The sequence below is a fragment of the Roseisalinus antarcticus genome, assembly GCF_900172355.1.
In the GTDB taxonomy this organism is placed as follows: Bacteria; Pseudomonadota; Alphaproteobacteria; order Rhodobacterales; family Rhodobacteraceae; genus Oceanicola; species Oceanicola antarcticus_A.
This window is the reverse complement of the sequence record NZ_FWFZ01000004.1, coordinates 100239-119337: the sequence shown is the minus strand read 5'-3', so window position 1 is coordinate 119337 and position 19099 is coordinate 100239. Positions and strand designations below refer to the sequence as shown.

General features: G+C 66.9%; 19 protein-coding genes and 1 pseudogene. 4 read left to right on the top strand and 16 right to left on the bottom strand.

All coding sequences use genetic code 11. From position 1 onward, the window contains the following. Positions 1–17: 17 nt before the first annotated feature. The 7 genes and pseudogenes from ROA7023_RS05615 to hslO all read right to left on the bottom strand — a co-directional run bounded on the left by ROA7023_RS05615 (position 18) and on the right by hslO (position 8255). The gene (locus ROA7023_RS05615) at positions 18–1223 is read right to left on the bottom strand and encodes a class I SAM-dependent RNA methyltransferase (RefSeq protein ID WP_085878036.1); all 1206 of its coding nucleotides are present in this window, start codon (positions 1221–1223) and stop codon (positions 18–20) included. After that, positions 1223–3076: an ABC transporter ATP-binding protein gene (locus ROA7023_RS05610; RefSeq protein ID WP_085878035.1), complete on the bottom strand. Its 1854-nt coding sequence runs from the start codon at positions 3074–3076 to the stop codon at positions 1223–1225. Before ROA7023_RS05610 ends, ROA7023_RS05615 begins: the two co-directional genes overlap by 1 nt. Then, positions 3073–4925, bottom strand: a pseudogene (locus ROA7023_RS05605) (ABC transporter ATP-binding protein). Before ROA7023_RS05605 ends, ROA7023_RS05610 begins: the two are co-directional and overlap by 4 nt. A 42-nt stretch (positions 4926–4967) precedes the next feature. Beyond that, positions 4968–5543, bottom strand: a complete 576-nt coding sequence (locus ROA7023_RS05600; protein ID WP_085878034.1) for a LysE family translocator — start codon at positions 5541–5543, stop codon at positions 4968–4970. Further along, on the bottom strand, positions 5540–6691 hold the full coding sequence (locus ROA7023_RS05595) for a CCA tRNA nucleotidyltransferase (protein WP_085878033.1): 1152 nt from the start codon (positions 6689–6691) through the stop codon (positions 5540–5542). The genes ROA7023_RS05600 and ROA7023_RS05595 overlap by 4 nt, the downstream gene beginning before the upstream one ends. After that, entirely contained in the window at positions 6688–7272 is a 585-nt protein-coding gene (locus ROA7023_RS05590) for a CoA pyrophosphatase (protein WP_085878032.1), read from the bottom strand. Before ROA7023_RS05590 ends, ROA7023_RS05595 begins: the two co-directional genes overlap by 4 nt. Beyond that, positions 7269–8255: an Hsp33 family molecular chaperone HslO gene (hslO, locus tag ROA7023_RS05585; protein ID WP_085878031.1), complete on the bottom strand. Its 987-nt coding sequence runs from the start codon at positions 8253–8255 to the stop codon at positions 7269–7271. The genes ROA7023_RS05590 and hslO overlap by 4 nt, the downstream gene beginning before the upstream one ends. 71 nt (positions 8256–8326) lie before the next feature. On the opposite strand from hslO, the gene ROA7023_RS05580 reads away from it, so the two are divergent. Continuing rightward, entirely contained in the window at positions 8327–8794 is a 468-nt protein-coding gene (locus tag ROA7023_RS05580; protein WP_085878030.1) for an NUDIX domain-containing protein, read from the top strand. On the opposite strand, the gene ROA7023_RS05575 is transcribed toward ROA7023_RS05580, so the two are convergent. Continuing rightward, positions 8755–9567 (bottom strand): hypothetical protein, encoded by an 813-nt coding sequence (locus ROA7023_RS05575; protein WP_143535451.1) that lies wholly within the window; start codon positions 9565–9567, stop codon positions 8755–8757. The genes ROA7023_RS05580 and ROA7023_RS05575 overlap by 40 nt on opposite strands. A gap of 121 nt (positions 9568–9688) precedes the next feature. Here ROA7023_RS05575 and ROA7023_RS05570 point away from each other — a divergent pair, with 121 nt between their 5' ends. Next, positions 9689–10909, top strand: coding sequence for an argininosuccinate synthase (locus ROA7023_RS05570; RefSeq protein ID WP_085878028.1), 1221 nt, complete (start codon positions 9689–9691; stop codon positions 10907–10909). Positions 10910–11055: 146 nt separating this feature from the next. On the opposite strand, the gene ROA7023_RS05565 is transcribed toward ROA7023_RS05570, so the two are convergent. The 3 genes from ROA7023_RS05565 to ROA7023_RS05555 all read right to left on the bottom strand — a co-directional run bounded on the left by ROA7023_RS05565 (position 11056) and on the right by ROA7023_RS05555 (position 13142). Continuing rightward, a complete protein-coding gene (locus tag ROA7023_RS05565; RefSeq protein ID WP_085878159.1) occupies positions 11056–11472 on the bottom strand; it encodes a DUF7282 domain-containing protein in 417 nt (138 codons plus the stop codon). A 90-nt stretch (positions 11473–11562) separates the two neighbouring features. Continuing rightward, positions 11563–12438, bottom strand: a complete 876-nt coding sequence (locus tag ROA7023_RS05560; protein ID WP_085878027.1) for a hypothetical protein — start codon at positions 12436–12438, stop codon at positions 11563–11565. Next, the gene (locus ROA7023_RS05555; RefSeq protein WP_085878026.1) at positions 12435–13142 is read right to left on the bottom strand and encodes a sulfotransferase-like domain-containing protein; all 708 of its coding nucleotides are present in this window, start codon (positions 13140–13142) and stop codon (positions 12435–12437) included. The genes ROA7023_RS05560 and ROA7023_RS05555 overlap by 4 nt, the downstream gene beginning before the upstream one ends. Before the next feature lie 150 nt (positions 13143–13292). Here ROA7023_RS05555 and msrA point away from each other — a divergent pair, with 150 nt between their 5' ends. Further along, the gene (gene msrA, locus ROA7023_RS05550; RefSeq protein ID WP_085878025.1) at positions 13293–13961 is read left to right on the top strand and encodes a peptide-methionine (S)-S-oxide reductase MsrA; all 669 of its coding nucleotides are present in this window, start codon (positions 13293–13295) and stop codon (positions 13959–13961) included. Positions 13962–14040: 79 nt separating this feature from the next. After that, positions 14041–14889 carry an EamA family transporter gene (locus tag ROA7023_RS05545; protein WP_085878024.1) on the top strand — a complete coding sequence of 283 codons (849 nt, stop codon included), beginning with the start codon at positions 14041–14043 and terminating at the stop codon, positions 14887–14889. Between the two features lie 69 nt (positions 14890–14958). On the opposite strand, the gene ROA7023_RS05540 is transcribed toward ROA7023_RS05545, so the two are convergent. From ROA7023_RS05540 to ROA7023_RS05520, 5 genes are all read right to left on the bottom strand, one after another. Further along, a complete protein-coding gene (locus ROA7023_RS05540; protein WP_085878023.1) occupies positions 14959–15432 on the bottom strand; it encodes a c-type cytochrome in 474 nt (157 codons plus the stop codon). Positions 15433–15518: 86 nt separating this feature from the next. Then, on the bottom strand, positions 15519–16733 hold the full coding sequence (hemA, locus tag ROA7023_RS05535) for a 5-aminolevulinate synthase (RefSeq protein ID WP_085878022.1): 1215 nt from the start codon (positions 16731–16733) through the stop codon (positions 15519–15521). Between the two features lie 17 nt (positions 16734–16750). Beyond that, on the bottom strand, positions 16751–17533 hold the full coding sequence (gene puhE, locus ROA7023_RS05530) for a putative photosynthetic complex assembly protein PuhE (protein ID WP_085878021.1): 783 nt from the start codon (positions 17531–17533) through the stop codon (positions 16751–16753). A 106-nt stretch (positions 17534–17639) separates the two neighbouring features. Next, a complete protein-coding gene (gene acsF / locus ROA7023_RS05525) occupies positions 17640–18770 on the bottom strand; it encodes a magnesium-protoporphyrin IX monomethyl ester (oxidative) cyclase (RefSeq protein ID WP_085878020.1) in 1131 nt (376 codons plus the stop codon). Next, positions 18767–19063 carry an O2-dependent cyclase accessory protein gene (locus tag ROA7023_RS05520; RefSeq protein ID WP_200812461.1) on the bottom strand — a complete coding sequence of 99 codons (297 nt, stop codon included), beginning with the start codon at positions 19061–19063 and terminating at the stop codon, positions 18767–18769. The genes acsF and ROA7023_RS05520 overlap by 4 nt, the downstream gene beginning before the upstream one ends. Between the last annotated feature and the right edge of the window lie 36 nt (positions 19064–19099).

Sequence of the window (19099 nt, the reverse complement as noted above, 5' to 3'; positions counted from 1 at the left end):
CATAGCTGGGCGGGACGTCACAGACGCGTGAAGGCGGCCACCAGCTCGATATGCGGGGACCAGCGGAACTGATCGACCAGCGTCACCGGCCCCATGGCGAAGCCGGCCAGGTGCAGCAGACGCGCATCGGCGGCGAAACTTGCCGGCTGGCAGGACACCATCGCCACGCGAGGCAGCTTCGAGCTCGCGATCTCGGCCACCTGTGCCCGGGCGCCCTTGCGCGGCGGGTCGACGACGGCGGCATCGAACCGGGCCAGATCCTCGGCCAGCAGCGGCTCTCGGAACAGGTCGCGGGTCTCGGTGGTCACCTTCTTGAGCCCCTTGGCATGGCGCCAGCCATGATCCAGCGCCCTCAGCATCGGGGCGCCGTATTCCACCGCGTGCACCTCCGCCCGCTCGGCCAGCGGCAGGGTGAAGGTGCCGCACCCGGCGAAAAGGTCGACGATGCGCTTGGCATCCCCCACAGCCGCGCGGACACCGGCGACGAGCGCGGCCTCCCCCTCGGCCGTGGCCTGCAGAAAGGCGCCGGGCGGCGGCGCGACGTCGGCCCGCCCCAGACGCTGCACCGGGGGCATCCGGGTGACGATGGGCTCGTCCTCCCAGGTCAGCCGGGCCAGCCCATGGGTGGCGGCAAAGCCCGACAGCGCAAGCCGCAGCGGGGCGGTCAGTTCCTTGCCACCCTCGATCAGGACATCGGCGCCATTGGCGGTCATGGTGACGGTGTAACCGACCTCGCCCTTGCGCGACCCGATCTGCCGGGTCAGCCCCTCCAGCGCGGGGACAAGAGCCGCGATCCCCGGTACCACCACCTGGCAATCCGGCACCGCCACCACGGTATGGGTGCGCCTTTGGTGAAACCCGACGAGGGCACCCTTCTTGGTGCGCCGGCCCGAGAGCTTTGCCCGTCGCCGCGTGCCCGGCGGCGAGGTGGCGACCTCGGCGACCTCGCCCTCGATCCCGTTGGCACGCAGTGTCTCCAGCACCCGCTGCGCCTTCCAGTCGGCGACGAAGCCGTTCGAGGCGTGCTGCATCGCGCAGCCGCCGCAAATGCCGTAGTGCCCACAGGGCGCGGCGACATGGGCCGGATTGTTCCGGGTCACCCGCCCGTCGTGATCCACCAGGTCCCCGGGCAGGGCGAAGGGCGCGGGCTCTCCCGCCTCGGTCCGGCCCAGACCGTCGGACCCGAGATCCACCACGCGAGCGGCACCGTCCAGAACGCTCATCACTCGGCCGCCTCGCGCGTGAAACCCCCAGACTGCCGGTTCCAGTACCGGGCATAGAGCCCGCGCCTGGACAGCAACTCGTCATGGGTGCCCTCTTCGACGATGCGCCCCTGGTCGAGCACGACGATCCGGTCCATGTCGGAAATCGTGGACAGGCGGTGCGCGATGGCGATGACGGTCTTGCCCTCCATCGCCCGCTCCAGCGCGGACTGGATCGCGGCCTCGACCTCGCTGTCGAGCGCGGATGTCGCCTCGTCCAGCACGAGAATTGGCGCGTCCTTGATCATCGCGCGGGCCAGCGCGATGCGCTGCCGCTGCCCGCCCGAAAGCTTGACGCCACGCTCGCCCAGGAACGCCTCATAGCCCTTGCGGCCCTTGTGGTCGGTCAGGTCCTGGATGAACGCATGCGCCTCGGCCTTCTCGGCGGCGGCGATCAGGTCGTCCTCGGTGGCGTCGGGCTGGCCGTAGATGATGTTGTCCCGCGCCGTCCGGTTGAACATCGCGGTTTCCTGCGTGACCATCCCGATGGCGCGGCGCAGGCTTTCCTGGGTGACCAGGCCGATGTTCTGCCCGTCGATCCGCACCTCGCCCTCTTCGGGATCGTAAAGCCGCAGCAGCAGCGCCAAAAGGGTGGACTTTCCGGCCCCCGAGGCGCCGACGATGCCCAGCTTTTCGCCCGGCTTGATCGTCAGGCTGATGTCGTCGACCCCCCCCACATCGCGGCCATAGCCAAAGCTCACACGGTCGAAGACGATCTCTCCGGTCGTGACCTCCAGCGACCCGGCATCCGGCGCGTCGACCAGCGTGTGCGGCGGGGTGAGGGTGTGCATGCCGTCCTCGACCTCGCCGATATGGCCGTAGATCGCCAGCAGCGTGAAGCTGATCCAGCCGGTCATCTGCGACAGGCGGATCGCCACCGCGCCGATCGCGGCGATGTCGCCGGGCGACACGCCCATGGTCGGGCCCAGCGCGATGCCGGTGCCGACCAGCGCCAGCGGCAGTATCCCCGCGAGAAACGTCAGCCCGATCCGGAACAGCGAGGACACGCTGCCGAAATTGGTCGCCGTCTCCTGGAACCGCTCCATCGCGCCGAGGGCGGCGCTGTCCTCATGCTCGGCCCGCGCGAACAGCTTGACCGTCTTGATGTTGGTGATCGTGTCCACAACCTGCCCGGTGACCATGGCCCGCGCGGCGGCCCGCGCCTCGGACCGCTCGCGGATGACCGGCAGGAAGAAATAGAGAAAGACCCCGTAGCTCGCGAACCAGACCGCGAGGATCGGCAGCAGCCACAGGTTCACCGCGCCAATCAGGATCGCGGCCCCGATGACCGAGGCGATGCCGAAGAGGATGGCGTTCACCGTCTCGACCACGGTTTCGGTCAGGGACCGGGCCACCTGCATCTGCTTCTGTGCCAACCGCCCGGCGAAATCGTTGTCAAAGAAGGTGACCGCATGGCCCAGCGTCCAGCGGTTCAGCCGCGACAGGATCAGCGTGAACACCGAGGGCGAGATCACCACCGCCTGGAAGGTCGCCGAGGCGCCGAAGAACAGCGGCCGCAGGATCAGCAGCGTCACCGCCGACAGCACCACCAGCCAGGCGTAGCTATCCCAGAACGCCGCGAACCCGCCGCCCGCCGCATCGACCGCCTGGCCCAGCAGCCACATGGTCAGCACTTCGGACGCGCCGGTGAAGGCCGAGATCAGCGTGGCCAGCAACAGCACCGGCCAGGAGCCCTTCAGGCACCAGCCGATGAACGGATAGAGCGTCCGCGGCGGCGGGCCGTCCGCCGGCTGCACGCTCGTGATCAGGCCCGCGGCCCAGTCGATCCAGCGACCATAGGTTTCCGAGATCATTCGGCGGCCTCCGTGTCGTCATCCCCAAGGAACCCGCCCGACTGGCGCGCCCAGAGTCGAGCATATAGCCCGTCCCGCGCCAAAAGCGCATCATGCGGCCCGTCTTCGATCACCCGGCCCGCCTCCATCACCACGATGCGGTCCATTTGCGCGATGGTCGACAGGCGGTGCGCGATGGCGATCACGGTCTTGCCCTGCATCATGCGGTAGAGCGTCTGCTGGATCGCGGCCTCGATCTCGCTGTCGAGCGCCGACGTCGCCTCGTCCAGCACCAGGATCGGGGCGTCCTTGAGCATCACGCGGGCCAGCGCGATCCGCTGCCGCTGCCCGCCGCTGAGCTTCACGCCACGCTCGCCCACCAGCGCGTCATAGCCCCGGCGCCCGCCGCTGTCCTCCAGGTCGAGGACGAAGTCTCATGGGCCTCCGCTTGCCGGGCGGCCTGTTCGACCCGGGCCTCGGTGGCATCGGGGTCGCCGTAGAGGATGTTCTCGCGCACCGAGCGGTGCAGCAGGGCGCTGTCCTGTTGCACCATGCCGATCGCGCGGCGCAGGGATTCCTGCCGGACCTGCGCGATGTCCTGCCCGTCGATGCGGATGACGCCGGTTTCGGCGTCGTAGAACCGCAGCAACAGCTTCACCAGCGTCGATTTCCCCGCCCCCGAGGGCCCCACGAGGCCGACCTTCTCGCCCGGCGCGACACTCAGCGTCACCCGGTCGAGGCCGCCCGCCGCCTTGCCATAATGGTGCGACAGGCCGTCAATCTCGATCCGGCCCTCGGTCACCTCCAGCGCGGGTGCGTCGGGCGCGTCGACCAGCGTCACCGGCTGGCTGATCGTCTGCATCCCTTCCGAGACGACGCCAAGCTGCTGAAAGAGGTTGGTCACCGCCCACATGATCCAGCCGGTCATCGCGTTCATCCGCAGCGTCAGCGCGGTGGCCGCGACCACGATCCCGACGCTCGCCTGCCCGTTGAAATAAAGCGCCATGGCCCAGCCAACGACGCCCACGATCAGCAGGCCGTTCTGCGCCGTCAGCACGCCACCCATGATGGAATAGACCCGCATTTCCCGCGCATAGGTCTGCCGCACGCCCTCGATCGCCTGCTTGCCATAGGCGATCTCGCGGTCATGATGCGCGAACATCTTGACCGAGTGGATGTTGGTGTAGCCATCCACGATCCGCCCGTTCAGCTCGGACCGCGCCGCGCTGGAGGCCCTGGACGCCGGCCCCACCCGCCGGACCGTCCAGACCATCAGCGCGGCATAGAGCGCGAACCAGGCGAACAGCGGCACCAGCAGCCGCACATCGGCCCCCGCCAGCAGGATCGCCGCGCCCAGCGCGTAGGCAAACGAATAGGCGACCGCGTCGAAGACCTGGAACACCACCTCGTTGCTGGCCGACGGCGTCTGCATGATCCGGTTGGCGATTCGCCCGGCGAAGTCGTTCTCGAACCAGCCGACGGACTGGCGCATGACATGCCGATGGGTGCGCCAGCGGATCAGCGTTGCCCAGGACGGCCCGATCCCGTTGTTCAGCAGGGCCACGTCCAGGAATTGCAGGATCGGCCGGACAACCAGGATGAACGCCGCGACGCCCAGGAACTCGGGCCAGTGCGCCTGCCAGATCTCGGCCGGGGCGCCCTCGGACAGCATGTCCGTCAGGTGGCCCAGGTACCAGATCAGCCAGATCTCGATCCCCGCCACGACGATGGCCATGAAGGCGGTCGCCGCGAACGCCTTGCGAAACGGGCCGGCGAACGACCACAAGAACGGCCAAAGCCGCGTCGGGGGGGCGTCGGTCTCCTGGTATTCGATATAGGGATCGACGAGGCCTTCGAAGAATCGAAACATGGCTGCCTCTCGGGATGCCACGGGCATATAGACCAGATGGGCCTAGAGGAAAACCAGCACAGAGAAGGCCGCCAGCGCACAGGCCATTATGCGCATGAAGATCCGCCAGCGCAGCGGGTCGGTCAGCAGATAGGCCAGAAGCGCCCCGGCGGAGGTCCAGAACAGGCAGACGCCCAGGTTCAGGGTCGAAAAGGTCACGCCCAGCATGGCCGCCTGCGCCGCCGGGCCCCGCTCCGCGACAAAGGCCGTCGCGGCCAAGGCCACCGCCCAGACCTTGGGGTTCACCCATTGGAACAGGACCGCCTGAACGAAGGTAAAGGGCCGCTCCGCCTGCCGCCTGCGGGCCAGGTCCGAGCACCAGAGCGCCCAGGCCATCCACAGGATCCATCCGCTCGCCGCGATCTTGAGCGCGAGCGCCAGCCCCGGGTGCGCCAGCAGCAGGGCGCCCACGCCCGCCCCCGTCACCCCGGCGGTGATCCCCACGCCCAGCGCCACGCCCAGGATATGCGGCACCGTCCGGCGAAAGCCGAAGCGCGCCCCCGAGGCCGTCAGCAGGATCACGTTCGGGCCGGGCGAGAACAGGCCGAGAAAGACGAACCCGGTCAGCGAGCCGATCATGACAGAAGCTGGTCGCGGGTCAGGACGAAGCCGCTGTCGATCCAGCGCCGCTCGGCCGCCTTGAGCGCGGCGCCAAGCGCCTTTCCGGAATGGGTCGCCTGAAGGTCCGTCGGCTTGATCGGCAGGGTCTGCACCGCCCCATGACGGGCACTTTCCGCCGACACAGGGTCTATTTCCGCGCCGACACAGGCCCCTCGCAAGGCAAGCACGTCCAACGCCTCGTCCGCGCCAAGACGATAGCCAAGCTCTCCGGCTCCGGCCGCGTCGCCCATCGCCTCGGAGAGCCGCGCCAGCCGTTTTTCATCCGCCCGGGACAGGCGCAGCCCCGCCTTGGCTCCCTCGCCGCCGAGCGCGGCGAGGCGCCGGATCGGATCGGGGCGCAGGCCGGCCGCGCCCTCGGCATGGACCAGAACGGTCAGTGCACCGGACGCGGCACCCGGCAAGACGCGCAGCAGGACGCCCGAGATCTCCATCGCGGCGACAGAGGGCGCGGGATCGGGCGCGGCGAGCAGTTTGAGCATTTCGTGACCGATACGCTCACGCGATAGGCCGTCGATCCCGTCCGCCAATTCGGCGCAGGCGGCGAGGCCATCGGGATCGAGCCCCCCGTCCGCATCGCCGTACCAGGCATGAAACCGGAAAAACCGCAGGATCCGCAGGTAATCCTCGCGGATGCGATCCTCGGCCGACCCGATGAACCGAACGTGACGCGCGGCAAGGTCGGGCAGGCCGCCAAGCGGGTCGACCACGGCGCCATCGGGCCCGGCATAGAGCGCGTTCATGGTGAAATCGCGCCGGGCCGCGTCCTCCTCCATGGTGTCGGCAAAGGCGACCACGGCGTGCCGTCCATCCGTCTCGACATCGCGGCGAAAGGTCGTGATCTCGAACGGCGCACCCTCGGCGATCACGGTGACCGTGCCGTGGTCGATGCCTGTGGGCACGGCCCGAAGACCGGCGGCCTCGGCCAGCGCCATGACGCGATCGGGCCACGCGTCGGTCGAGATGTCGAGGTCGGCCACCGGTGCGCCGATCAGCGCGTTGCGCACGCAACCGCCGACGAACCAGGCCTGGTGCCCGGCCCCGGTGAGCATCGCGCAGACCGCCTGCGCCGCCGCGCTCTCCAGCCAATCGGCCGCCAGCCGGGTCATGCCATCCGCCCCGCCAACCCGCGCAGGATGCGGGCGGTCGCGCCCCAGATGTAATAGGGGCCATAGGGCACGGCGTAATAGTGCCGCATCCGCCCCTGCCAGCGGCGCCCCTCGATGCGGAACCGAGCCGGATCAGTGACGAAATACAGCGGCACCTCGAAGATCTCGGCCACCTCGCCGACCTCGGCCCGGGGCTCGAAGGATCCGTGGATCAGGCCGATGAACGGGGTCACGTCGAAGCTGGTCACCGTCTCGTGCGGCGGCAGGGCCCCGAGGATCTCGACCTGACCGCGGGGCAGCCCGACCTCTTCCTCGGATTCGCGCAGGGCGGCGTCGGCGAGGGTGGCGTCGCCGGGCTCTTTCTTGCCCCCCGGCAAGGCGATCTGGCCAGGGTGGTGCTTGAGCCGCGAGGACCGCTTTGTCAGCACCACGCGGCCCTCTTCGGTGACGGCCAGCAGAACGGCCGCCGGGCGCAGCACGCGGCCCGGCGGCAGGCGAACATCGGGGTTCAGGTCGTAGTCGGTCGACCCCTCCCCCGTCCGCGCGATCGCCGCCGACAGCCTGTCGCGCAGGGCGCTCACGGTGACTTGGTCGCCTCGAACCCGAGCGTTTCGGGTTCGAACTCGTAATGCGCCCCACAGAACTGGCAATCCGCCGTCACGATCCCCTCGTCGGTCGTCATGTGGCCGATGTCCTTGGCCGAATAGATCGACAGGCTCTCGCGCACCTTGTCGGCCGAGCAGGAACAACCGAAATGCACCGGCTGCGCGTCGAACACCCGCGGGCCTTCCTCGTGGAACAGGCGCACCAACAGGTCGGTCGGCTGAATCGACGGGCCGATCAGCTCCAGCGCGTCGACGGTGTCGAGCAGGATGTTGGCGCGGGTCCAATCCTCTTCCTTGTCGTCGTCGAGGATGTCCGACGCCTCCAGCAGGCCACCGTCGCCCGACCCGCCGCCCGTCGCGAAGGGCGAGGCCTCGGGCATCACCTGCAGCATCACGCCGCCCGCGCGCCAGGTCTCGTCGACGCCGGGAGAGGAGGAGCGGCCATAGGACAGGGCGAACCGGGTCGGGATCTGCTCGGACTGCGCGAAATAGGTCTCGGCACAGGACGCAAGCGAATCGCCGGCGATAGGCGTGATCCCCTGGTAGGGCGTGGTGCCCTGGCCCTGGTCGATCAGGATCGCGAAATAGCCCTTGCCGATCTGGGTGAAGGGCTCCGCGCCCCGCTCCAGCCGGTCGGCGTCGTAGCTGGCATAGGCGCGGATCCGCCCGGGCTCACCCTCGGCGGTCGGGGCGTAGTAGTCGGTGGCGATCAGCCTGGCGGGCCCGTCGCCACGCACCTGCAGCGACAGTTTCCAGCGCAGCTTGACCGTCTGGCCGATCATTGCGGTCAGCAGGGACATTTCCGCCACCAGCGCCTCGATCTCGGGCGGGTAGTCGTGTTGCGACAGCACCTCTTCCAACGCACCATCGAGCCGGGCGACGCGGCCGCGGATGTCGGATCGGTCGAGCTGGAACGGCAGCACCGTGTCGTCCCAGGCAATCTGAGAGCCAAGGGTCATGGTCTTTCCCATCTTGTCGGGGGTTTGCTTATCGCGTCCATATAGGGGCGGCAACAAAAGGTGAAACCCCCATGATCCGACGCTACGGCGAACCCCACAGGTCAGATATTCGCTACACGCATCGGCCGGGAGCCTATGCGATCCTGCCCCGCGACGGCAAATTGCTGATGACCTACCAGGCGGAGCCCCACGACGAATATCAATGCCCCGGCGGCGGGATCGACCCCGGCGAGGGCCCCGTGCGCGCATTGCACCGCGAGGTCTGGGAGGAAACCGGATGGAGCATCGCGCGGCCCCGGCGCATCGGCGCCTACCGCCGGTTCGCCTATATGCCCGATTACGACATGTGGGCCGAGAAGGTCGCCCATCTCTATGTGGCGCACCCCGTGCGCCGGCTGTCGGCCCCGCCCGAAGAGGGGCACGCGGCGGTCTGGCTCGCCCCCGACGAGGCGATCGCCCTGGTGGCAAATGACGGCGAACGCGCCGCGCTCAAACGGCTTTATTCGGCGAGGGGCCGCTTTTCGACGACGTTTCCGTAAAGGGTGGTCAGGACGCTCATCCCGACCATGAGGGTGAACCAGTTGACGATCTGCGCCAGCAACAGCGCCACCAGCGAGGCGCCGAAAGGCAGGGTGATCAGGCCGAGGACGAAGTTCAGCAGGATCAGCAGGAAGGCGACCCCCCAGATCGTGCCGGACATGGGCTTGGTGGCCTGCCAGCTCTCCGAGACCGTCATCTGGCGTCCCACGGCCACGGCGGGCAGGATCAGCGACCAGCGCAGCCAGACGTAGCCGAAGATCAGCCCCAGCACCAAGGAGAAGGCCAGCGCCCCGAACTGGCCAAGAATCGCCAGCATCGGCCCCAGCGCCAGAGACAGCAGCAGAATGATCGGGATGAACACCAGGATGATCAGGATCGCGAGCCACAGCGACTTGCGTATGTAGGCCCAGATCGGGCGGTCGGCGATGGCCGGCAGGCTGCCGGGGTATTCCTCCAGCAGGATGAACCGGTGCCAGGTGACCGACACCCAGGAAAAGATGACCAGCGACCAGACCGCCGAAATCAGCGCGAGCAGGGCGAACTGCGGATAGCCCTGGGGCATCTGGCCCATGCCCGACGGATCCATCGCGCCCGGGTCCATCATCCCGAAATCCGGCGGCGCGAACAGCAGCATCGGGTTCACGTTCAGCACCGCCGCGATCGCCACCACGGCGACCACGCCGATCATGATCGGCCCCAGAGACGCCCGGAGCGCATCGGCAAGGTTGTTCAGCACCATCAGGATGGCATGTCGCATGATATTGACGGACATCCCGTCCTCCTCGGCTGATCCGATGCAAACCGTGACCGTGCCGCCCATCGCGGTCAACCCGCCAGCTTGCCCCTACCGCAAAATCCCGCTACCTCGCCCTCGTCCAATTGACGGAGTTCCCATGCCCGCGCCCAAGAAAGTTGTCCTCGCCTATTCAGGCGGCCTCGACACCTCGATCATCCTCAAGTGGCTGCAAACCGAATACGGCTGCGAGGTGGTGACCTTCACCGCCGACCTGGGCCAGGGCGAGGAGCTGGAACCGGCCCGCAAGAAGGCCGAGATGATGGGCGCCTCCGACATCTACATCGAGGATGTGCGCGAGGAATTCGTGCGCGATTTCGTGTTCCCGATGTTCCGGGCCAATGCGCTCTATGAAGGGCTCTACCTGCTGGGGACCTCCATCGCCCGGCCGCTCATTTCCAAGCGGCTGGTGGAGATCGCCGCCGAGACCGGCGCCGATGCCGTCGCCCACGGTGCGACCGGCAAGGGCAACGACCAGGTCCGGTTCGAACTGGCCGCCTATGCGCTCAACCCCGAGATCAAGGTGATCGCGCCGTGGCGGGAATGGGACCTCAGCTCGCGCACCAAGTTGCTGGAGTTCGCCGAAGCGCACCAGATCCCCATCGCCAAGGACAAGCGCGGCGAGGCGCCGTTTTCGGTCGATGCGAACCTTCTGCACACCTCGTCCGAGGGCAAGGTGCTGGAAAACCCCGGCGAAGAGGCGCCCGATTACGTGCTTCAGCGCACCGTCCGCGTCGAGGATGCGCCCGATACGCCCGAAATGGTCGAGATCGGCTTCGAGCGGGGCGACGCCGTGTCGATCAATGGCGAGGCCCTCTCGCCCGCCACGCTGCTCACCCGGCTGAACGAGTTGGGCGGCAAGCACGGCATCGGCGTCCTGGATCTGGTGGAAAACCGCTTCGTCGGCATGAAGTCCCGCGGCATCTACGAGACCCCCGGCGGCGCGATCCTGCTGGAGGCGCATAGGGGCATCGAGCAAATCACCCTCGACAGCGGCTCGGGCCACCTCAAGGACTGGCTGATGCCGCGGTATGCAGAGCTGATCTACAACGGCTTCTGGTTCTCGCCCGAGCGCGAGATGCTGCAAGCCGCCATCGACAAGAGCCAGGAGCATGTGACTGGCACGGTCCGGGTCAAGCTCTACAAGGGCTCCGCCCGCACGGTTGCGCGCTGGTCCGACCATTCGCTCTATTCCGAGGCCCACGTGACATTCGAGGACGACCTCGGCGCCTACGACCAGAAGGACGCGGCCGGCTTCATCCAGCTCAACGCCCTGCGTCTGAAACTGCTGGCGGGCCGGAACCGCAAGTTCAAGGACTGAGGTCCGGCGCCCCCGCGCGGGACAGGGGCGCCCCCCAGGGGTGCGATGTCATGGAAATGGCGTGCGTTTCGGGAGGGAAACGCACGCCATGACAGGGGCGGAGGCGCCGGGTCGGATGGCCCGGCGCCTCGATGGTCGGAAGACCGTTACTCGGCCGTCACGACGGTCATCACGAGGTCGCCGTCGACCCGGATCGGGCCGTCTTCGGTGGCGCCCAGCGTGTATTCGAAGACGCCGGTCGACATGCCGCCGTCCTCGCCGTGCACCATCAGCATCAGCATGTCGCCCGGGGCGACCTCTTCCTGCAGGATCGCGGTGACATCGCTGTTCTCGCCCATTTTCAGCGGCGCGTAGCCGACCACGGGGCCGGGGGCCATCTCGGCATCGGTGCGGTGCACCACGAGCCAGCCGTTGGCCGGGGCCATGATGCTCATGGCGCTGACCGTGCCGCCCGAGACGTCCTGGTCGGCGGCCTCGACGGCGGGGGCCATCTCATGGGCGGCGCCGAAAACGACGGTGGTGGATGCGGCAAAAATCATGGTGGTGAGGATCGTGCGAAACATTCTGGTCTCCATATTGGCAACACCTCCCGTTGATCGGGAATGCCTCAGACACGGAGCCCCGGTGGAAAGAGTTTCACCACCTGCGATTTTTTATTCGTCGGTCCCGGCCCAGACCAGCGCCACTGCCGGCGCCAGCCCCAGATCGCCGAGCGTCTGGTTGACCAGCGGCCCCAGGGTATCGCGCGAGGTAAAGACACCCCCCAGGCCATAGGGGTCCCGATCCATTTTCAAGGCGATCCGCGCAGTCCCGCCGGTTTGCCGGACCGCAAGCAGATGCACGTCCTTGGGCAGAACGCCCTGCAAGCGCTTCAGACGGTCCACGACGGGCTCGGGCTCAAGACCATCGGGTTGTGCGATGCACCGGTCCTGCCCGGCCATATCGAACACATGGCTTGTGATCGGCCCCCCGCCGAGGACCTCCGCCTTGATCGGCGGTGACTTTCCGACCGCCAACAGAAAATCCCCGTCGGGCGAGGCCGGAACCATCACGACGATCCCGCGAAAGAGCGGGGCAAGACGTTTGTCGCTCCCGGTTCTGACCTCGGTGAAGCTCGCGATCTCCATGGAGGTAAGCGGGATGCCCTCGTAGGTGCCGACCAGCCCGTCCTGCGGCGTGTAGACGGCACCAATCGGCGCCGGACAATCGTCAAGAAGGGGGCACTCCAGCGTCGGGTGACGCGTATAGCGAAGGTCGGGCGCGACCATGGGAAGCATATGAGGCAGCAGGCGCTCTGCCGCGCTGTCAGCGCCGGCGAGGTGCCGCCAATAAAGGAAAAAACCCGCGCCGAAAGCGCCGACGATTGCCGTGCTCCAGGCAAACGGATTCTCGTCCCCGAGAAGCGCAAATGCGGGAACGGCAAAGGCAGCCTGGATCGCGGCCGCGCCGATCAGTGCAATCAGCCGCTGGGGCCACCGGGCCGACTGGACGCGGGAAATGGCGTCGGCGAGGGTTTCGGGCGCGGTCATTGCGGTCTGATCCTCCGGTCGTAGAGCTGTTCGTAGACCGGCATCGCGCCATCGGCCAGTCGCGCGGCGTCGCCGTCAAGCTGCGGCAGCGGCCCCTCGGGCCCGGCAAAGCCGGTGCTGTCGTGGATCGCGCCGTACCAATGCGCGGCCCAGACCCCATCCGAAGCATGCCCGCCCCGGGGCCAGACGAGCATGGACGGATCGAACGGCAGGCCGATGGCGGCGCAGAGCGCGGCGAGCATCGCCGGCGGGTCGCGCCGGATCTCGGCGCTGTCGATCACCAAACCGCCGACCCGGTCGAAGATCTCGGCCTGCTGTCGAAACCCGATGTCATCGGCGGTGATGCCGTCACGCTTTGCCCCGTAGCTGGCCACCACCCGCGCCGGATGCCGCAGCAGGTGGACATGGACGCAACCCGTCGCCCAGCCCAGCGGATAGGCCGGCAGCATGTGAAGCGCCATGAGCTTGAGGTAGAGATGCGGCCTGCCCCCCGGGATCGGCCCGGAACAGAGCGCGGCAACGCGCTCCGGGTCGGCCTCGTGCCCTGCGACGATCTCCTCCCGCATCGGGTCCGGCCGACCGGTGTCGCGCAGGAACGGCGCATAGAACGGCTCGTCCATCACGGCGCAATCGGTGCGGGCACCAAAGGCATACATCATCGCGGTCGACAGGTTTCGCGGCCCCGACCAACAGGCAATCCGCATGGCCACTTCCTTGCTGCAAATGCGAAAATCCGGCGCAGGTTAGTCAGGCCCCGCAAATGTTCCAAGAGGTAAAGAGGCCGTGAGGTCACGTCCCGGTGAGTTGTCGGATCCGTGTCTGTAGCAGAGCGTTGTATAACAGGAGGATCCGAAATGCTGAATTTGAACACGTGGCTCAAGACCGTTCTGCTTGTCGCGGCGATCACCGTCGGGGCGATGCTGAACGCCGGCAAGGCCAATGCACAATCGGGCGAGACCCTGATTGTCGCGGGCGGCTGTTTCTGGTGCGTCGAGGCCGATTTCGAGAAGGTGACCGGCGTCGGCGACGTCGTCTCGGGCTTCACCGGCGGAACGGTTGCCAATCCGTCCTATCGCGAGGTGACACAGGGCGGCACCGGCCACTACGAGGCCGTGTCCATCCCCTTCGATCCTTCCATGGTCAGCCGCCGCCAGTTGCTGGACCTGTTCTTCCGCTCGATCGATCCGACCGACGGGGGCGGGCAGTTCTGCGACCGTGGTCCCAGCTACCGCACCGCGATCTTCGTCGCCAACAGCCAGGAACGCCAGATCGCCGAGGCCGCGAAGGCCGCCGCGCAATCCGAGCTCGGCCGGCCGATCGTCACCCCGATCCTCCAGGCCCAGCCGTTCTATCCTGCCGAAAGCTACCATCAGGATTACTACAAGCAGCAGGAGATCATCCTGACCCGCGCCGGCCCCCGCACGAAGGCCAGCGCCTATCGGTTCTACCGCAGCTCCTGCGGGCGGGACGACAGGATCCGCAACCTTTGGGGCAGCGACGCGCCTTTCCTGCCAAGCTCCTGACGCGCCGCCACACGGTCCGGGCAATTGAACTTGACCGGATCGCCGCCTATTCTGAGCGCCCAGACAGGCGCATCCTACCATGTCCACCGGCGTTTTCCTGGCCGTGCTCGGCGCGGCCTTTCTTCATGCGAGCTGGAATGCCCTGATCAAGGGCGGCCGCGACAAGACGCTGGGCATGGGTGCGCTGGTGCTTGGCCACGCGCCCTTCGCGCTGGCGATCCTGTTGGTCGTTCCGCTGCCCGACCCGGCCAGCCTGCCCCATATCGCAGCCGGGCTCGTGCTGCATGTGGGCTATCAGCTGTGTCTGCTGGAATCCTACAAGATCGGCGACCTGACTCAGGTCTATCCCATCGCCCGCGGCACGGCGCCCCTGCTGGTGGCGCTTGTCTCGGTGACCCTGCTGGGCGTGCACCTCGCCCCGCTGGAGCTGCTCGCGATCACGGTGATCGCGGCCGGAATCCTCAGCCTCGCCCTGGTGCGCCGGGCCGACGGACAGCGCAACCGCGCCGCGGCGCTGCTTGCGATCACGACCGGTGGGTTCATCGCCGGCTATTCTCTTGTCGACGGGCTGGGGGCGCGGGCGGCCGGGACGGCGCTGGGTTACTACGCCTGGCTTTCGGTCGGGAACGCGATCCTGACCGCCGGCTACCTCGCCTGGCGGGCACCCGGCACGTTGCGCCGGATTCCGACAGACGGGCGACGCGTCTTTCTGCTTGGTGGAGGGGCGTCCTACATTGCCTATGCCACCGTGATCTGGGCCTTTACCCAGGCCCCGATCGCGCTGGTCACCGCCCTGCGCGAGACGAGCATCGTTTTTGCCCTGCTGCTTGGCACCCTGTTCCTGCGGGAACGACTGGACCTCGGCAAGGTGCTGGCCACGACCCTCACCCTGCTCGGCGCGGTCCTCATGCGGCTGGGCCGCCTCTGACCCGGTCCCCGAACGCAAACAGCCCGGCCATCGCGGGCCGGGCTGTCTGATCAAACCGAACCTGTCAGATCAGCTGTCGGTCGCTTCCGCGTCCATCTCGGGCGGCGCGAGCGAGTGCAGATAGGCCCACACATTATGCGCGTCTTCTTCGCTGCGCAGCTGGAACGCCATCTTGCCGCGGGCACGGCGATCGTCGAGCACCTCACGGAGCCAGCCGGTCGGGTCCTGAACGTAGCCGGTGAACATCTCTTCGTTCCAGCTGTTCCCCATTTCGCCCAGTTCAGCCAGGCTGTCGGAATAGCGGAACCCTTCGATCGAGGCGATATCGCGCCCGACGACGCCATAGAGGTTCGGGCCGGTCTGAGCGTTGCGGCCGGCAAGCACTTCGCCGTCCGCATTTTCGACAACGTGGCAAGCCACGCAGTTGCGGGCAAACACTTCTTCGCCGGCTGCGGCGTCTCCGGTCGGTGCCATCGAATGGCTCTCCGCGAACACGGGCGCGGCCAGCAGGCCAAGCACGGCGGCAAGGGTCAGATGTTTCATGATCTTCCTTCCTTTGGATATTGTCGTAACGACTCCCCAGTCCGTGTAGAAACTAGACCTTGGAGCGGGGACGTAAAGCCCTGTTTTCAAGCGACTGCATGCGCGATTGCGCATTGCTTCCACAGGTGGGACAGCGCTGCGACAAGGTGGTCGATCTCGGCATCGGTATGCAGCGGAGACGGGGTGAAGCGCAGTCGCTCGGTTCCCTTGGGCACGGTCGGATAGTTGATCGGCTGCACATAGATGCCCCATTCGGCCATCAGGTAATCGGCCAGCATCCGGGTCTTGACCGGATCCTTGATCATCACCGGGACGATGTGGCTCTCGTTGCGCATGTGCGGGATGCCGGCGCGGTCAAGCTCGGCCCGCAGCCGGGCCACCTGCGCCTGGTGGCGCGTCCGCTCTTCGGTGCTGACCTTGAGATGCGCGATCGAGGTGCGCGCCGCGGCGGCCACGGCGGGCGGCAGCGCGGTGGTGAAGATGAAGCCACTGGCGAAGGAGCGGATGAAATCGCACAGCGCATGGCTGCCGGTGATATAGCCGCCCACGACGCCGTAGGCCTTGCCCAGCGTCCCCTCGATCAGGGTGATGCGGTCGGCCACGCCGTCCCGCTCGCTGATGCCGCCGCCGCGCGGGCCGTAGAGGCCCACCGCATGGACCTCGTCGAGATAGGTCATGGCGCCGTATTTCTCGGCCACCTCGACGATCTCGCGAATGGGGGCCACGTCCCCGTCCATCGAATAGACGGATTCGAAGGCGACGATCTTGGGCGCATTGGCGGGACAGGCGGCCAGCTTGGCCTCCAGGTCGGCGACGTCGTTGTGCTTCCAGATGACCTTGTTGGCGCGGGAATGGCGGATGCCTTCGATCATGCTGGCATGGTTGCCGGAATCGCTGAGGATGATGCAATCCTTCAGGCGGCTGCCCAGGGTCGAGAGCGCGGCCCAGTTCGACACGTAGCCCGAGGTGAACAGCAGCGCGGCCTCCTTGCGGTGCAGATCCGCAAGCTCACGTTCCAGCAGCAGGTGATCGTGGTTCGTCCCCGAGATGTTACGCGTGCCGCCGGCGCCGGTGCCGGTGCGGGTCACGGCCTCGCACATGGCCTCGATCACCTTGGGGTGCTGGCCCATGCCGAGGTAATCATTCGAACACCAGACGGTGACGTCCCGGATACCGTCCTCACCGTGATTGGCGGCCTTCGGAAACTTGCCGCACTTGCGCTCGAGCTCGGCGAAATAGCGGTAATTGCCTTCGGCCTTGAGCGCGTCGAGCTGGTTGGTGAAAAGGGCATCGAAGTCCATGGGTCGTCCTCTCGTCTTCAATCTTTTGTTGGGCGCGGAGCAGGCAGCATCCAGCGCCAGAGTCGGGCATCGGGCAGCGGCAGCACCATGAACCAGTGTTCAAGCAGCGCGAGGCCCGAGATGGCGGTCAGCAGGGCGAATTCGACGGTGCGGCCCGGCGTCTCCGCCGAAATCAGCCGCTCGGCAAAACATGCCGTGGCGAAGCTCAGAAGCGTCACGGCGATCGGGAAGGCCGCGGTGACGGGCCCCCGGCGCAGGTGGCTCTTGAGATGGTCGAGGGTCGAGGGCACAAATTCTAGGTTGATGCGCGGCACACCGAAGAACAGGTTCAACTTGGCCGAAATCCGCGCCACGAACAGGATCGCATAGGTCCAGAGCCCGGTATGGTTGGGCGCCCCGGCGGTGATCAGCACGACAAGGCCCAGCCCCGCAAGCAGCAGGATCTCGTGATGCGCCACGGTGCCCCATCCGGCAGAGAACCGGTCCGCCAGGGACAGACCCGGGCGGCAAGGCCTGGGCTCGGGGCCGGTGATGACCCCGGACAGGAACGACAGCTCGATCCAGCCCCAGATCGCCAAGGCCCCCAGGAAAGCCACATAGACCGCACTCACCGAGGTATCCTCGGCGGTGACGATCAGCGCCGCGGCCCCGAGGGCCAGAACCGGCACCGCCAGCAGCAGCGTCATCGCATGCGCATCCCGCCCCGTCCGATCGGCACGACGCACGACCAGCAGGATAAGCCCGGTGAAAAACCACCAGGCGAACAAGGCGACAAGGGCTGCGATCCAGGGCGAGGTCATTTGGCATTCTTCTGGTTAGAAATATCCCGGGGGGAGTCGGCCCCGGCGGGGCCGACGGGGGGCTGGCCCCCCGCGCAAGAATATTCGCGAATATTCTTGGTCGCGCTCAATAGGCCGGCTCCATCCTCGAAGACACCGGGACCTCGTTCTTGATCGCCGGGATCGTGAGCAGGGAGACGAAAGCAAGACCCGCCCGGGCCGAACCCGCAAGCTGCTTCAGCTTGCCGCCGATCCCACCCTGGCGCTTGGCCCTTGCGATAATCCTGTTCGCCGCATCCAGCCGGTCGAGACCACGGCGCCAGCGCGGATGGTCGATGTCAAGCATCAGCGGGAACACCTGGCACGAGATGTCGGAGGTCTTGCGGAACACCTCCTGCCCGTACCAGGCCGGATCGACGCCAAGCGCCTCATGGAAGGCCGGGCGCTGGTGGTCCCGCACCCACATGGTCGAGAACACCGCCGTCAGGAAGAACTTGATCCACAGCTTGTTGGTGAAGCTCTCGGTCAGCTTCGGATCCGTCCGCATCAGCAGCGCGAAGGCCTCGCCGTGGCTGAACTCGTCGTTGCACCACTCGCGGAACCACTTGAAGATCGGGTGGAACCGCTTCTCCGGATGCGCCTCCAGGTGGCGGTAGATCGTGATGTAGCGGGCATAGCCGATCTTTTCGCTGAGATAGGTTGCGTAATAAATGAACTTGGGCCGGAAGTAGGTGTACTTCTTGGCCTGGGTCAGGAACCCTAGGTTCACCGCGATCCCCGCCTCGCGCAGCGCATCGTTGATAAAGCCCGCATGCCGCGCCTCGTCCCGCGCCATCAGCTGAAACAGTGTCGTGATGTCGGAATTCGACCCGCGCCGCTTCATCTCCTTGTAGAGCACGCAGCCCGAGAATTCGGCGGTGCAGGACGACACCAGGAAGTCGATCAACTCACCGCGCAGCTTGGGGTCCATCCCCTCCCAGTCGATGTGATCCCAGTCTTCGTTCTTCTTGAAATGGCCCTTGTTCGGGTCGGCCTTCATCTGCGCGATCAGCGCGTCCCACTCGCCCCGCACCGGGGTGACGTCGATCGAATCCATCTCGTCGAAATCGGTGGTGTAGAACCGCGGCGTCAGCAGGGTGTTCTGCATCGCCAGCTCTGTCGCGGCCTTGCTGTCCACCGGACCCGAGAAGTTGTCGGCGGCGAGGCCGGCCTCGACGGTGGTGGCATCGGCGGAATGGGTCTCTGCCTGGACGTTCATGACAGGGCCTCCTCGGAGAACGAGAACTCGCAGAGTTCCATGAATTCGAAATCGCCCGTCGCGCGGGTCCACATCTGTTCGAGCTTCGACGCGCGGATGATGACCGCGGTGCGCTTCTCCTCGATCATCTCGCCGAAGGCGGCCATGATCTCGGGGCCCTGCACCTTGACCGTATCGCCGGGATGAACCACCGCGCCGTTGTCAAAGCGCACATGCGCCGAAAGCTCCTCGAAGCGGTGCGATATGGTCACCGTGCACGGCGCCGTTTCGCGTTCCCTCGTAAATAGTCCCATGATTTGTTCCCTTTTCGGTCGTGGCACCCGGCTGGC

Excerpts from the sequence above, each read along its gene's own strand:
- ROA7023_RS05560 (WP_085878027.1), bottom strand. The coding sequence starts at position 12,438 with ATGACCGCGCCCGAAACCCTCGCCGACGCCATTTCCCGCGTCCAGTCG.
- puhE (WP_085878021.1), bottom strand. The coding sequence starts at position 17,533 with ATGACCTCGCCCTGGATCGCAGCCCTTGTCGCCTTGTTCGCCTGGTGG.
- ROA7023_RS05540 (WP_085878023.1), bottom strand. The coding sequence starts at position 15,432 with ATGAAACATCTGACCCTTGCCGCCGTGCTTGGCCTGCTGGCCGCGCCC.
- msrA (WP_085878025.1), top strand. The coding sequence starts at position 13,293 with ATGCTGAATTTGAACACGTGGCTCAAGACCGTTCTGCTTGTCGCGGCG.
- ROA7023_RS05545 (WP_085878024.1), top strand. The coding sequence starts at position 14,041 with ATGTCCACCGGCGTTTTCCTGGCCGTGCTCGGCGCGGCCTTTCTTCAT.
- ROA7023_RS05570 (WP_085878028.1), top strand. The coding sequence starts at position 9,689 with ATGCCCGCGCCCAAGAAAGTTGTCCTCGCCTATTCAGGCGGCCTCGAC.
- ROA7023_RS05520 (WP_200812461.1), bottom strand. The coding sequence starts at position 19,063 with ATGGGACTATTTACGAGGGAACGCGAAACGGCGCCGTGCACGGTGACC.
- hslO (WP_085878031.1), bottom strand. The coding sequence starts at position 8,255 with ATGACCCTTGGCTCTCAGATTGCCTGGGACGACACGGTGCTGCCGTTC.
- ROA7023_RS05595 (WP_085878033.1), bottom strand. The coding sequence starts at position 6,691 with ATGACCCGGCTGGCGGCCGATTGGCTGGAGAGCGCGGCGGCGCAGGCG.
- ROA7023_RS05610 (WP_085878035.1), bottom strand. The coding sequence starts at position 3,076 with ATGATCTCGGAAACCTATGGTCGCTGGATCGACTGGGCCGCGGGCCTG.
- acsF (WP_085878020.1), bottom strand. The coding sequence starts at position 18,770 with ATGAACGTCCAGGCAGAGACCCATTCCGCCGATGCCACCACCGTCGAG.
- ROA7023_RS05580 (WP_085878030.1), top strand. The coding sequence starts at position 8,327 with ATGATCCGACGCTACGGCGAACCCCACAGGTCAGATATTCGCTACACG.
- ROA7023_RS05575 (WP_143535451.1), bottom strand. The coding sequence starts at position 9,567 with ATGTCCGTCAATATCATGCGACATGCCATCCTGATGGTGCTGAACAAC.
- ROA7023_RS05600 (WP_085878034.1), bottom strand. The coding sequence starts at position 5,543 with ATGATCGGCTCGCTGACCGGGTTCGTCTTTCTCGGCCTGTTCTCGCCC.
- ROA7023_RS05565 (WP_085878159.1), bottom strand. The coding sequence starts at position 11,472 with ATGTTTCGCACGATCCTCACCACCATGATTTTTGCCGCATCCACCACC.
- ROA7023_RS05615 (WP_085878036.1), bottom strand. The coding sequence starts at position 1,223 with ATGAGCGTTCTGGACGGTGCCGCTCGCGTGGTGGATCTCGGGTCCGAC.
- ROA7023_RS05555 (WP_085878026.1), bottom strand. The coding sequence starts at position 13,142 with ATGCGGATTGCCTGTTGGTCGGGGCCGCGAAACCTGTCGACCGCGATG.
- hemA (WP_085878022.1), bottom strand. The coding sequence starts at position 16,733 with ATGGACTTCGATGCCCTTTTCACCAACCAGCTCGACGCGCTCAAGGCC.